14 protein-coding genes are annotated in these 13,776 nt (G+C 48.7%); 12 read left to right on the forward strand and 2 right to left on the reverse strand.

The features are described 5' to 3' along the window. The first annotated feature begins 188 nt into the window (after positions 1–188). From BZJ17_RS07450 to BZJ17_RS07460, 3 genes are all read left to right on the forward strand, one after another. Entirely contained in the window at positions 189–701 is a 513-nt protein-coding gene (locus tag BZJ17_RS07450; RefSeq protein ID WP_077640285.1) for a prolyl-tRNA synthetase associated domain-containing protein, read from the forward strand. 153 nt (positions 702–854) lie between these two features. Beyond that, positions 855–2,942 carry a TonB-dependent receptor gene (locus tag BZJ17_RS07455; protein ID WP_077640286.1) on the forward strand — a complete coding sequence of 696 codons (2,088 nt, stop codon included), beginning with the start codon at positions 855–857 and terminating at the stop codon, positions 2,940–2,942. Positions 2,943–3,088: 146 nt separating this feature from the next. Next, on the forward strand, positions 3,089–4,723 hold the full coding sequence (locus tag BZJ17_RS07460) for an acyl-CoA synthetase (RefSeq protein ID WP_077640287.1): 1,635 nt from the start codon (positions 3,089–3,091) through the stop codon (positions 4,721–4,723). Between the two features lie 42 nt (positions 4,724–4,765). On the opposite strand, the gene BZJ17_RS07465 is transcribed toward BZJ17_RS07460, so the two are convergent. Further along, the gene (locus BZJ17_RS07465) at positions 4,766–5,239 is read right to left on the reverse strand and encodes a peroxiredoxin (protein ID WP_077640288.1); all 474 of its coding nucleotides are present in this window, start codon (positions 5,237–5,239) and stop codon (positions 4,766–4,768) included. Positions 5,240–5,532: 293 nt separating this feature from the next. Between BZJ17_RS07465 and BZJ17_RS07470 the strand changes: the two genes are divergently transcribed. The 4 genes from BZJ17_RS07470 (at position 5,533) to BZJ17_RS07485 (ending at position 10,103) form a co-directional block, all read left to right on the forward strand. Next, the gene (locus tag BZJ17_RS07470; protein WP_077640289.1) at positions 5,533–6,789 is read left to right on the forward strand and encodes an outer membrane protein transport protein; all 1,257 of its coding nucleotides are present in this window, start codon (positions 5,533–5,535) and stop codon (positions 6,787–6,789) included. A gap of 10 nt (positions 6,790–6,799) precedes the next feature. After that, positions 6,800–9,232, forward strand: a complete 2,433-nt coding sequence (locus tag BZJ17_RS07475) for a VolA/Pla-1 family phospholipase (protein ID WP_241836776.1) — start codon at positions 6,800–6,802, stop codon at positions 9,230–9,232. A gap of 185 nt (positions 9,233–9,417) precedes the next feature. Next, positions 9,418–9,780: a DOPA 4,5-dioxygenase family protein gene (locus BZJ17_RS07480; protein WP_077640291.1), complete on the forward strand. Its 363-nt coding sequence runs from the start codon at positions 9,418–9,420 to the stop codon at positions 9,778–9,780. Further along, entirely contained in the window at positions 9,777–10,103 is a 327-nt protein-coding gene (locus BZJ17_RS07485) for a DUF4144 family protein (RefSeq protein ID WP_077640292.1), read from the forward strand. The genes BZJ17_RS07480 and BZJ17_RS07485 overlap by 4 nt, the downstream gene beginning before the upstream one ends. Here the strand turns inward: BZJ17_RS07485 and BZJ17_RS07490 are convergent. Then, positions 10,100–10,879 (reverse strand): TerC family protein, encoded by a 780-nt coding sequence (locus BZJ17_RS07490; protein ID WP_077640293.1) that lies wholly within the window; start codon positions 10,877–10,879, stop codon positions 10,100–10,102. The two genes, BZJ17_RS07485 and BZJ17_RS07490, sit on opposite strands and share 4 nt — an antisense overlap. Positions 10,880–11,105: 226 nt before the next feature. Here BZJ17_RS07490 and BZJ17_RS07495 point away from each other — a divergent pair, with 226 nt between their 5' ends. The 5 genes from BZJ17_RS07495 to BZJ17_RS07515 all read left to right on the forward strand — a co-directional run bounded on the left by BZJ17_RS07495 (position 11,106) and on the right by BZJ17_RS07515 (position 13,763). Next, positions 11,106–11,654, forward strand: coding sequence for a lipocalin family protein (locus BZJ17_RS07495; RefSeq protein WP_077640294.1), 549 nt, complete (start codon positions 11,106–11,108; stop codon positions 11,652–11,654). A gap of 12 nt (positions 11,655–11,666) precedes the next feature. Continuing rightward, positions 11,667–11,960, forward strand: coding sequence for a hypothetical protein (locus tag BZJ17_RS07500; protein ID WP_077640295.1), 294 nt, complete (start codon positions 11,667–11,669; stop codon positions 11,958–11,960). Positions 11,961–12,032: 72 nt separating this feature from the next. After that, the gene (locus BZJ17_RS07505) at positions 12,033–12,743 is read left to right on the forward strand and encodes a DUF4336 domain-containing protein (protein ID WP_077640296.1); all 711 of its coding nucleotides are present in this window, start codon (positions 12,033–12,035) and stop codon (positions 12,741–12,743) included. A gap of 16 nt (positions 12,744–12,759) precedes the next feature. Next, positions 12,760–13,188 carry a VOC family protein gene (locus tag BZJ17_RS07510; RefSeq protein WP_077640297.1) on the forward strand — a complete coding sequence of 143 codons (429 nt, stop codon included), beginning with the start codon at positions 12,760–12,762 and terminating at the stop codon, positions 13,186–13,188. Positions 13,189–13,193: 5 nt separating this feature from the next. Continuing rightward, on the forward strand, positions 13,194–13,763 hold the full coding sequence (locus BZJ17_RS07515; RefSeq protein ID WP_157893173.1) for an O-methyltransferase: 570 nt from the start codon (positions 13,194–13,196) through the stop codon (positions 13,761–13,763). Positions 13,764–13,776: the final 13 nt, after the last annotated feature.

The following is a 13,776-nucleotide window of genomic DNA, read 5'->3' on the forward strand; positions in this document are numbered from 1 at the left end:
TGTTTCTCTCCTTGTGATTAACGTTGCGATAAAGTTACATTTTTATTCCAAATAAGTGTATTTAATTATTCTTAAGTCACATAAGAAAGCCTAATAGTGAATATGGGCTTACTGGGCGTACTATAACCTAACGGATCTGTGCCCTTAGGCTTGGATGGAGACGAATAAGCTAACTAATAAGGAAGATCATGACAGGGACGCCACCACTTTCAGGTCAACAGACTGCGCTGCTTCAAAGCCTCAAAGCGCACGGTATTTCAGTAAAAATATACCGCCATCAGCCTGTCTATACGTGTGAACAAGCAGACGCGCTCGGTTTGCATACTGATGCAAACCCGACCAAGAACTTACTGTTGAAAGATAGAAAGGGTAAACAGTTTTTCTTGGTGGTGTTACCGGGCAAAGCCACCGTTAATTTAGCCGGATTGAGTGAAGCCTTGGGCACGTCTCGCTTATCGTTTGCTTCATCGCAGCAACTCGACACCTATTTGCAGGCGCAATCAGGTGCCGTATCGGTATTTGATGTGATGAATGATCCTGAGCATCGCGTTAGTTTGGTGATCGCGAATGCGATATGGCAAGTCCAAGCGGTGGAATGCCAGCCTTTTTGTCATGATCAAACTTGGGTCATAGCCACGCAAGATCTCGCTCGCTGGCTACACGGTATAGGCCGAAGGTATCAAACGGTAGATCATCAGTAAGTTGATGAAACCTCATAGTTTTGTAACATAACTTATACAATGTTGACGAAAAAAAGCGCAAACAGTTGCGTATGGGTGAAAACAAATAGAAATGAGACTGGTTATCGTTTATTTTCCGGTGCGTTCAAATAATCGTTAGCTACAGGAAGTCTCATGTTGAAGAAACACCCACTTGCCGTTTTTGTGGCTGTCGCGCTGTCACCCCTTAACAGTACAGCCGCAACCAACCCGACAGAACCCGTTGATGAAGTCTATGTGGTTGAAGGCCATCAGGCACGTTTTAAGGCTAATAGCAACGAAACGGCGATGCGAATGGATGTCAGCCAACTAGAAACAGCGGGCCAAGTGGCTGTGATGGATCAAACGCTGATTCAAGAGCAAAACGCCACGACACTAGGAGATGTGTTGGTAAATGACGCCAGCATTGGTGTAGGTGGTACGGACCGCAATCGTGAGATTTTCATGCTTCGTGGTTTTGAACTTGATACCGGAACAGGCTACCTGCGTAATGGCCAGCAGCAATGGTCTTATTATCGTCATCCTGTTGAGCTGATGGAACGCGTTGAGGTGTTAAAAGGGCCAGCAGGTTTGCTCTATGGCAAGTCCGCACCGGGCGGTCTGGTGAATATGGTCACCAAACGACCAACAGCTGCGTTCCAAGCGTCAATCAGTCAGAAAGTCGGTACTAACGATTATCAACACACCGTCGCCGATGCGTCGGGTTCTCTCAACGAGAGCGGCACCTTACGTGGTCGGATGGTACTATCGAAACAAAGCGAGGGCTCATCACGTCGCTATTTAGATGGCAGTGAACCTGAGCTCGACCGCCAAATTGCAGGCTTGATGCTAGATTACGACATCACGCCTGATACCCAGCTTTCTCTTCATTATGATCGCGTGATTGATGACAGTAATAGCGATAACGGCGCCAACATCATCAATGGTAAACCGCAACTGGGTAGCCAATTTATCTGGGAAGCGCCTTGGTCGTTCATGGACATTGATGTTGAGAACTACGGAGTCGATATTGTCAGCCAATTAACGCCGGATTGGAAAGTCAAATCAGGCTACAATCGCCAAGACTACAAACGTCATTACCATGAAGGATTCGGACAGCGCGAAACGTACGACGCGAATACCCAATCGTTCAAATACTTTGCCATGGACCGTCACGACAATTGGGTACTGGATACGGCTTATCTTGATGTCACCGGTGCATTTCAGTTCGGAAATATCGATCACCAGGTGCTGATTGGCGCCAATGCGCTGCGTAATGACTATGTCGGTCAGCGTGTAATGAAGAAAAACCAAACCGCCGTGATTGGTGGTGCGTATCCGGAGCCAGATATTCATTATGGCACAGCAACTGCGCGTGATCCTGAGCCTACTGATTCCATTGGCTTTTATGCGCAAGACTTAATGACACTGAACCCACAATGGCAGCTGCTTGCAGGGCTTCGCTACGATCGCGAGGATAACGAGACGGATACGTATTATAACGTTTTGCCTAAAGCCGCGGTAATGTATCATCCGTCACCGGAAAAAACGCTGTACGTGACTTATTCTGAGAGCTTTGAGCCAAAAAATCCGGTTGATAGTGATACCGATATTAATGACGGCATGGCGCTAAAGCCGGTGAAGGGTAAGCTTTACGAGTTTGGCTATAAACAATCGTTATTGAACGACCAAGCGTTATTCAGTGCCGCCTTGTTCCAAATTGAACAGGAAAATAAAGTGGTCAAAGAGACAATCACCGGACAAGGCAGTCTCACTTCACGCACCACACAACTAGGTAAACAAACGCATAAAGGGGTTGAGGTCAGCCTTGCCGGTCAAGTGACTGACAGTTGGTCAGTGCATAGCTCAGCGACGTATTTAGATGCACGCATCGAAGACCCGTTCAATCCTGCGAACGATGGCAAACAGCCTGCCGATACGCCAGAGTGGGGCGCCAGCATTTGGTCTCGCTATGATGTCGATAACCAAACCTATGTGAACGTAGGTGCGCGTTATGTCGGTGATCGTTATGGCGATATGAAAAATACCTATCATAAGCCAGGTTACACCACCGTGAATGCAGGTGTGGGCCATACCATTAAAGCCGGTGAACAAACGGACTTGAAACTGAGTGTGAATGTTGAAAACCTCTTCAACGAAAGCTATCTCGCTGGTGGTGTACAAAATAAAACCACGTTGGGCGAAGAGCGCAAAGTCGTCCTCGGCGCGTCATTACACTTCTAATTTCACGTATCATTAATTACCGAGGCTCAGCATTGCTGGGCCTTTTTTGCGTTATCGCCGCCATATCGACTTAAGTTGAATAGCGCAAGCTTGATGACATGCTAGGTTGATCTAGTTATCTAGACAAAGTCAGCAAGGAGCGCGTTATGTCAGCCAGCAACATCTATGAGCTTGGCTTGGACAAAAGTCCAGCCAACTATCAAACACTGAGTCCACTTTCTTTCCTCGAGCGAGCCGCTAGCGTCTATCCAGATTATCCGGCTAGCGTTCATGGTCATCTATGTTGGAGTTGGCAGCAAGTGGATCAGCGATGCCGTCAATTTGCCTCGGCATTACGTCAAGCCGGCATCGGGCTAGGTGATACGGTATCGGTGATGGCCCCCAATCTGCCCGAAGTGTTTGAGTTGCATTTTAGCGTGCCGATGACAGGTGGCGTACTCAATACCATTAATACCCGGCTGGAAGCGGAAACCGTCGCGTTTATCCTCGAACATGCAGAAAGCAAAGTCTTTATCGTCGACAAAGAGATGACAGCAGTCGCAAAGCGGGCATTAAAAATGATCAAACACCGTCCACTGGTGATTGCGATTGATGATCCGCTCTATCCACATGGCGAATGTATCAGTGAAATTACGTACGAGACTTTTTTAGCACAAGGCGATGGTGATTATCAGTACGCATTGCCAGACGATGAATGGCAAGCCATTTCACTTAATTACACCTCAGGCACGACCGGCAACCCAAAAGGGGTGGTCTATCATCATCGTGGCGCCCATCTGAATGCGGTGAGTAATGTATTATCTTGGAATATGGATGCGCATCCTGTTTATCTTTGGACGCTACCCATGTTCCACTGTAATGGTTGGTGTTTCCCATGGACGGTGGCCGCAACGGCGGGGGTGAGTGTCAGTCTACGGCATGTCAGGGCAGAGCCTATCTTTGATGCGATAAAAACCCACAAAGTGACCCATTTTTGTGGTGCGCCGATTGTGCTGAACATGATGAATAACGCAGATCCGGCACTAAAAGCTGAGATTCATCATACGGTTAAAGCGATGACCGCAGGGGCGGCACCACCAGCTTCTGTGATTGAAGGGATGGAAGCGATGGGGATTGAAGTGACCCACGTTTATGGCCTCACTGAAACTTACGGCCCTTGTGTGGTGTGTGACTGGCAACACCACTGGGATCAACTTTCGCAACAAGAAAAAGCACGCATGAAAGCACGCCAAGGTGTACGGGCCCCAATGCAAGGTGGACTGATGGTTGCCGATCCGGTGACGTTTAAACCGGTGGCAAAAGATGGTGGCACGCTGGGTGAGATTTTTGTTCGCGGTAATATTGTGATGAAAGGCTACCTAAAGAATCCGAGCGCGACGGAAGACGCCATGAGTAACGGCTGGTTTCGCACTGGCGACTTAGCGGTATGGCATGCCGATAATTACATCGAAATCAAGGACAGACTCAAAGACATTATCATTAGTGGCGGGGAGAACATTTCCAGTATCGAAGTGGAAGATGTCCTGTACCGTCACCCTGATATTGAAGAAGTGGCGGTGATTGCGATGCCCGATGAAAAATGGGGAGAGGTCCCTTGTGCATTTGTCAAAACGACCGAAGCATCCGCCGTCACCGAAGCTGACATTATTGCTTTTTGCCGAGAGCAGATGGCGCACTTCAAGGCGCCGAAAAAGGTGATCTTTACTGCGCTCCCGAAAACATCGACGGGCAAAGTACAAAAGTATGTGCTTCGTCGTAAAGTCACTGAAAAGTCAGTGTAAATCATCAAGCGGTGGCGAGAAAACGCCACCGCTAACTCACCGCTATAGCAGGGCGAGGATCGCCTCGGCACTGGAGACGTCAAAGCTTTTTGGCGCTTCAAGGTTCAAATGCGTGACGATGCCATTGTCAATCACCATCGCATAGCGCTGCGAGCGAATACCCCCAAACTTCCCTGAGTCCATTTCTAGGCCTAGCGCTTGGGTAAAGCTGCCATCACCGTCGGCCAGCATATGAATCTGATTGGCGTTTTGTGCTTCGCCCCACGCCTGCATCACAAAGGCATCGTTGACGGAGACGCATGCAATCATATCGACGCCTTTTGCTTTAATTTCATCTGCGTTCACCACAAAGCCCGGTAAGTGCGACTCTGAACAGGTTGGGGTAAAGGCCCCCGGCACCGCGAACAGTACAACCTTCTTGTTGGCGAAAAGGTCAGGAATATCGTGGGTTTGCATTCCTTCAGCAGTGAGTTCGCTGAGTGTGGAAGTGGGTAAGGGTTGTCCTTGCTCAATCATGGTGACTCCTTGTTAAGTCATAGCAAAAAAGCATAATTTACCGTGACAGTGTACGCCTAACGCTTTGACAAAAATACCGACAATAACTGCGGATTTTCGCGATTTTGCCTGCAAAATAGCCGCTTTTTCCGCTTAACTGGTCTTACCAATTAAGTTCTCCTTTATCTCACATATCGGCCCTCTATAATCCGCCCTCTTTAACATCTTGTTGTAATCGACTGATTTGACATGGCGTTTACTAATAATTAACATCTGTAACTCAATATTAAAACAAGACCTCGGAGGTCTGACTAGTGAACAAGAAGCAGTATTCTCTCATTGCGCTCAGCGTATTTGCAGCAACCCAAGCCTACGGTGCTGGGTTTCAAGTATCCGAGCAATCAGCGTCAGGGCTAGGGCGCGCTTTTGCAGGCGACGCCGCGGTGGCTGATAATGCCGCGGTATTGGCACGTAACCCTGCAGCCATGATGCGATTTGACCGCGCCCAATTATCCGGTGCATTGACCCTGATTGATCCCGATGTTGATGTAAAAGATCGCACCAATAATGAATATGCCAAAGATGTGGCGCCGATGAAGGTCGTCCCTGCAGGCTTCTATGTTAGCCCGCAAGAGGGTAAATGGACGTGGGGGATTGGCCTATTCACCACCTATGGTATCGCGACGGATTACCCTGACGATATTCAAGCAGGCGACTTGGCCGGCGACACCGATTTGCTCTCAACCAACTTAAACCCGGCGATTGCGTATCAAGTCACCCCTGAACTAAGCCTTGGCGCGGGCGTTAACCTCACCTATGCCAAAGCAAAGTTAACCCGTCATAAAGGGGCGCTTGCGCCTTATTTGAACAATAAGAACAGCGTTACTAGCAATAATCCATCCGATAACTTGATTGGTCTAGAGGGTGAAACCTTTGGGTATGGTTGGAATCTTGGTGCGTTGTACGAAATCAATGAGAATCACCGTTTTGGTGTTGGCTATCGCTCTAAGGTGGACCTCGATTTTGATGATGGCACCTTTGATAGTTACGACAGTGGCCGCGCGACCTCGGCGTCGGTAAAAGGGCGCCTCGAGCTATCTTTGCCGTCTTACTGGGAAGTGTCAGGCTTTCACCAACTGACTGACGCTTTTGCCGTCCACTATAGCTATCAACACACCAATTGGAGCAGCTTTACTGAGCTGCGCGCCACCTCTGATGAATGTACCGACAATAAGGTGTGTTTTGTTAAAGACGAGTCTTACAAAGATAACGACCGTTGGTCAATCGGCTCGACGTATCAGTTTAATCAACACTGGACGGGCCGCCTTGGCTTTGCCTATGACGAACAAGCTGGTGAAGCCACGCTGAGTATCCCAGACGCTGACCGTTACTGGTATGCCACAGGTTTGACCTACCAATACGATAACGATCTCAGCATTGATGCTGGCTTTGCCATCGTGCGTAGCCGTGACGGCTCATTCACAGAAAAAAATGCGCTGAAACAAAACCTCGAGTTTGATTCTAACGGAACCGCTTACATCAGCTCTGTTCAGCTTAATTACCAGTTCTAACCGGGATATCATGATGCTTAAAACACAATTAAAATTGTCAGTCTTGGCAACCGCGATCATCTTGGCTGGGTGTGGCGACGAAAATGCCAGTGATACCAACACACCTCAATTTGAAAGTTATATTCAAACCGCCATTGACCGACCCACTTCGGTTGACTTTACCTTGCAAGGTGCTAATGCAGCAGTGCCTGTGCCTACCTTTTTGCTGATGGACAGTGAAGATGGCACGCTAAAAATACCCACGGAAGGTGACAACGCGCTTACCAACCCAAAGGCTGCCATGAATACCATGGACGGTTGGTCAACCTCGATGCCTTTGGTCTTTAATTTCCGTGGCGCAGGCCTCAATTCAGGGCTTGTGACTAATGGGGTTTATCTCATTGAACTGACCGACTCAATGACGGGAACACCTAGCGTTAAAGCTGTGCTCCAACAAGGTACCGACTTTCAAGTACTGAGCAATGCGGCCAGTGACACACTGACGGTGTTGCCTGTTAAGGATCTCAACGCCAGCAGTGAGTACATTATTGCTATAACCGATGATATTCAGGACGTAAACGGCGATCCGATTGGCATGCCATCGAGCTATGCGGGATTAAAATCCCAGACTGTCACCTATGAGAACTCACTACTTGAAGCACCAGAAGCGGTGATTCAGGGAGTTGAAAAATTGGTAGCTGCCGCAGAAGGTGTTGATCCGACCAAAATCGTCTACTCCACCTGGTTTTCAACCCAATCGGTGGGTGACAGCTTAAACTACACCAAGCTAGCGACGGCAAATGGCTTGACTGCAGGAAACCTTGCTGCTGTGTGGAAAGCGGGCGCCAACCCTAATAATGCCGATTTATCGGACGCTTACACCATCGACATTATCAGTACTCAGGACTATGACACGGCATTGGACGCCGATGCCCAGTTTACTAAGTACTTTGATCCCAATGATGCCGATAATATTAAGACGATACTCAAGACAACGTTTAGCGGCGTTAATGTTGATGTGAGCAAAGGTACCATCAAGCTACCTTACTATCTGGAAACGGATAGCAACTGGAATAGTCAGCCGTTTGAGTCAGCTACCCCTAGCTTGGTCAAAGTACTGAATGCGCTGCAAGACCCTGAACAGCAGGCGACCATCACCGCTCAGTTGACAGGAGCGGGTGTCGACGTTGCTGTATTAACGGGTAACGATAAATCACAGATAGTCAACGAGCTTTTCAAGCTAGCCGGCGTGACGCTGACCAAAGCTGATGGCAGTCAATTAGACCCTGAGCGCATTATTACCCGTTATAGCCCTGTACCGCAGATTAAATCGGTACAAGAGGTACCTTTCTTGCTGTTTACGCCAGCAACGGTTGATAGCGATACCCAACTCACGGTTTATCAGCACGGGATTACCTCGGCAAAAGAAAATGCTTACTTCTTTGCGCCTAACTTTGCTAATGCCAATCAAGCCATTATGGCGATTGATTTGCCGCTTCATGGCGAGCGTAGCTTAGATGCGAATCGCTCTGCCAACGTGGATGTGACAGCGTACCTGAACCTTAACAACTTGGCTGTGGCGCGTGACAATGTGCGCCAAAGTGAGTTGGATGTAATGGGTGTGCGCGCAGCTTTGACCGGCACCGAATTGGCGGGTGGATTCGCGGGGACGCCATTAGCGGCGATGTCGTCTTTTGCTACTTCGGCACCACGCTTGCTAGGTCATTCGCTGGGCGGTATTGTTGGCACCACTGCGTTTGCGGCGTCTAACCGTGATAACGCGGTAACAGGAGTTGGCCCTTACTATGATTTCTCTGCGCTAAGCGTAGCGAATTCTGGAGGACAAATTGCTAACTTGCTGCTCGGGTCAGACTCGTTTGGTCCTTTGATTAAGCACAGTGTCGCTTTTAAAGGCAGTGCCGCTTACCAGACCTTTGCCGGCGACAATTGTACGCTCGATAATAGCGCAGAAAACAATGTTATCTGCTACAAGACCTTTGAGGCAAATGGCTCAGCAAGTGCAAATGCTCAGGTTCAGGGTGTGATTCAGCAATTTAGCTATGCAGCCCAAACCTTGCTCGATACCGTCGATCCATATACAAATGCAAGCTATATTACTGGCAGCACCACGCCGATTTATATGCTGCAAGTTGATGGTGATGATACGGTCCCGAACGACGTTGCTTACACGGTTCCGGGCATTGTGGATAATTTTGCCGGCTCTGAGCCATTAGCCTCGAAACTTGGCCTACCAACCATCAATACCAGCTCACCCGCTGCACRAGGTGGCCAGAACTTTGTTGATTTTGCCGGTAATAACGCTAGCCATAGCACCTTTATTTTCCCGCAAACGGCGGAGCTTGCAGAACAAGCCGTGCACGCTGAAATGATCCGTCAAGCGGTTGATTTTGGTGGAGACGCCAGCTTGGATAGTATCGATAACTCAAACGGTGTGTTGAATTAACCGACGCGTTATCGTAAAGGTTCTTACCAAACTAAAGCGGCCTCGGCCGCTTTTTCTTATTATCCTTTAGTTAGGCAGCGTTGATTAGCGCCATGAGTGAATAGCCACATCCTTGGTCACTATTTCTTTGCCTTGGTTTCACGTAAACTATTCTCAATTCTATCTTGTTGAATCGAATGATGCTTATGTCTTCTTTACACGCTTTTCCCAATGTTCATCAGGCTTACCACGCCCATGTTTACTATGAGGCCGATACCGAAGCGCAGGCGGATATTATCTATCAAGCAGCCGCTGCATCGTCACTGCCGATCGATCTTGGCCGCTTTCATCGCAAATGTGTCGGCCCACACCCAAAGTGGAGCTTTCAGATCGCTTTTGACAACGCTGCCTTCGATGAGGTGATGGCATGGCTTGAGGTGCATCGGGGTGATTTAACCGTGTTTTTGCATGGCGTGACGGGCGATGACTACATAGATCACACTGACCATGTCGGTTGGATGGGCTCGTCTGTTGAACTCAATCTGGCCATGTTTAAGCCCAAGCGATGAATACATTTCTTGACTATCCGGCGCTCCTGATTTGGCATGGCGATGACGAACTCTCGTTTGCCTCCGATCCGGCGTCGCTTAACGCGCTGAGCGAAAACGTGATCACAGAAGACGATCGGCTGGTGGATAGCCAAGGCGTTTGCTGGCTAAGCCAAGACGGCGGCCAGCACTGGCAGCCGAGTGGGCAAATCATGCCACTTGAGCAGCTCGTGGCGCGTGTCCAAGCGCATTATGCGCAGATGGGTCAATGCTGTGTGGGAAAAATCCAGTTTAAAGATAGGGCCGCCGCCATCAAAAGTGTGGCGACGGCCCCTGAGAATTAACGGCTGTCAGCAATCCGACGTGACACTTTTAACGAAAAGTGCGGACGAATACGCTTGATTTTCAAGCGCTGCTTGTTACGCAATCGAATGTGGCAGAGCTCAAGTATCAAACCAAATGCCATCGCAACGTATACGTAGCCTTTGTTGATATGAATGCCAGCACCTTCGGCCATCAGCAGCAAGCCCAATAGCACCAAGAACAGCAAGGCTAAGGTTTTAAACCCAGGATAACGGCTGACCAGATTATTCACGGGTTCGGCCGCGATCATCATAATGATGGCGGCGGTTACAATGGCGGCGACCATCACGGGTACATCTTGGGTGAGACCGACCGCAGTGATCACTGAGTCCATCGAGAACACCGCATCTACCGCAACGATTTGCAGCAAAATTACTGCCATGCCGGTGCGAACTTGTGTCGAGTGGCTCACGGGTTCGCCATGACCCAACCATGCCCACAGCTCTTTGGCACTTTTTAGCAGCAAAAAGCCACCACCAAACAGCATGATAAGGTCTTTACCGGTAACCGGTTCYGTACCAATCGTAAACAGTGGCGCAGTCAACGACATGACCCATGCGATGGAGAGCAGCAAGCCAATTCGGCTAATCACGGCAAGACCAATACCCAAGGTACGCGCGAAGCGGCGTTTCTCTTTGGGGAGACGCTCACACAATACGGAAATAAAGACTAAGTTATCAACACCCAATACCACTTCAAGGGTCAGAAGGGTAAAAAAGACCACCCACGTTTGGGGTTCCATAAAGAGTGTTAACATACGATTACCTCCTCGTTAAAGGAAGCGGGGGAGGGCATAAAACGACATCGGTCGCTGTCCATGGATTGTGATTACCTCTGTGACTAATGAGCGCTTATATAATCACCGCCTTGACACCTTGGCAAGCAGAAAAACAGCGAGTTGACCAAAAATTGACAAAGCATGTAAACGATTAAACCTGTTGCTGAGTAAGACTCATCATGTTGGATTTAAAGAGGGAATAACGATGAAAAGAGGCTGGATGATTGGGTTGTTGTCCTTAATGTTGACCGGGTGCTTAGGTATGCCAAAACAAGTCACGCCAGTAACAAACTTTGAGCTTAGCCGCTATTTAGGCACTTGGTATGAAGTGGCGCGACAGGATCATTCGTTTGAACGAGGATTGTCGGATGTGACCGCGACCTATTCGTTGCGTGAAGACGGTGGCGTGAAAGTGATTAATCGTGGCTACAGCCGTGAAGAGGGAAAATGGCAAGAAGCGGAAGGCAAGGCGTACTTCGTTGAAAATGATAAAACGGGGTACCTGAAGGTTTCATTCTTTGGGCCTTTCTATGGGTCGTATGTGGTGTTTGAGCTGGATGATGATTACCAATATGCCTTTATCTCGGGGCCTGACCACGATTACCTATGGCTGCTATCGCGCACGCCAACCGTCTCGGAGTCGGTAAAGGAACAGTTTATTGCAGCGGCGAAACAGCGGGGTTTTGCCACTGAAGGGCTGCTTTTTGTCGATCACACTCGTACGGATCCCAAACATAAGAGCAATGAGCAGTAAAAGAGAAGCATCATGCGAAAAACAGACAAGAAATATGACAAAGCGATTCGAGAGGCACTGACAGAGGTTTGTGAGCTCACGATGGAAAATATCGAGGGGTTCGAGTGGCTGACGCATGAGGTGAATTATCAGCGTTTTCCACAAAGCTTAATCGTGCGGTTGATGTTTAAAGACCAGCAGACGCTAGCCAGCTTTAAACGGAGTGATGACTACCAAGCCGTTCTGAATGATATACAAACTCGCCTCACTGCTGCAGGGGTCACACTGAAAAACATCAATCGCCATATTGAGTTAGATACACTGTAAGGCTGTGACTATCCGCACACTTACCTTATGGCTGACAAGCTACAGTGTAAAGTCGGCCATAAGGAGGATGCTGTGTATCAACTCGATACGTCAATTTGGGTCGCTGATGGTGAAGCGGTCCCTTTCTTTACCTTGCCCTATACCACGCGCATGGTGGTGGTGAGGCTTGCCGACCAATCCCTGTGGATTCACAGCCCGATAAAGCTTACCGATGCATTACGCACTGAGCTAGCGTCGTTAGGGAGAGTGCGTTATTTAATCGCTCCTAACCAATTGCATCACCTCTTTTTATCCGAATGGGTTGAGGCGTTTCCTGACGCACAACTAATGGGTACCCAACAAGTGGCGAAAAAACGCGATGATCTTTGTTTTGACCACTGTTTTGAGGACGTGTCGGAGCCAGCTTGGCACGATGAGATTGCGCAATGTTTGATTACCGGCTCGCCAGTAATGACAGAATGCGTGTTTTTCCATCGGCAAAGTCAAACGCTGATTGTCACTGATTTGATTGAAAATTTTCGCCCCGAGGCATTTTCACCTTTTAAACGCAAAATGGCTGAGTGGGCAGGTGTGACAGCGCCCAATGGTAAAACGCCACTCGATTGGCGATTGAGCTTTTGGTTTCACAAAGACGAATTAGCAAAACATATTCGTACCTTGATTAATTGGACACCGCAGCGCCTTGTTATGGCACATGGCGAAATTGTAGAAGCGGCGGTCCCTCATTTATTGCGCGCATTTTCATGGCTAGGTGAAAAGCGGCTCAATGCCCCCACTCATTAAGCGAAGGAGCAACGGTATGGAAGCACGAATTAGTATTATCACTTTGGGTGTCGCTGATTTATCACGTTCGTATGAATTTTATCGCCAGTTAGGCTTTCCAACGCATAGCCATCCTGAAGAAGGCATCGTGTTTTTTAGTACCGCAGGTACACGATTAGCGTTATATCCCGCAGACTCGTTAGCCGATGATATCAAGCCCGGACTCACCGTTAACGAGACAGGGTTTGGTGGCATTACGTTAGCGCACAATACGCGTTCCAAAGAGGAAGTGGAGGAGGTGCTGGCTTTGGCAGAGCGTTGTGGCGGTCGTATTGTTAAACCTGCACAAGACGTATTTTGGGGAGGCTACAGCGGCTACTTTGCCGATCCGGATAACTATCTTTGGGAAGTGGCTTATGGCGATTGTTGGCAATTTGATGATAACGGCAGCCTGGTCTTGGATTAATGACCATGAACGCCTTACTGGAACAGCTGCAAATGCAGGGGACAGAGAACGACGCCCTGCAACAGGATAAAAGTAAAAAATGGCTGAATATTACGCCTGGAACCGGAAAATTCTTAGCGCTGTTAGTGGATGAAATTCAGCCTACTCGCATATTAGAAATTGGTACATCAATGGGGTATTCAACGTTATGGCTTGCGCGCGCGGGCGGCAATAGCGTGCAAGTGGTAACGATTGAGTGCGATGAAACAAAACATCAACATGCGCAACAGCACTTTAGACAAGCCGGCATGGATAAACGGATAGATGCTAAATTGGGTGATGCAAGTGACTGGATTGCTCGCCTTGAGGGACAGTTTGAGCTCATTTTTCTCGATGCCGATCGAAGTCAGTACCTCTCCTTTGCGCCACGTTTATTCCAACTTCTCAAGCCTCAGGGCCTGCTAGTGGTCGATAATGCTTTATCCCATGCTGACGAGATTGCCCCTTTTAAGCGATGGCTTGAGCAACAGTCTGAACTTGATGTGGGTGTACTTCCCATTGGTAAAGGTGAGCTTGTTGCCTATTTGCGTGAGTGAAAGTTGGCAGGAT

Source organism: Salinivibrio sp. IB574 (assembly GCF_001996205.1).
Lineage (GTDB): Bacteria > Pseudomonadota > Gammaproteobacteria > Enterobacterales > Vibrionaceae > Salinivibrio > Salinivibrio proteolyticus.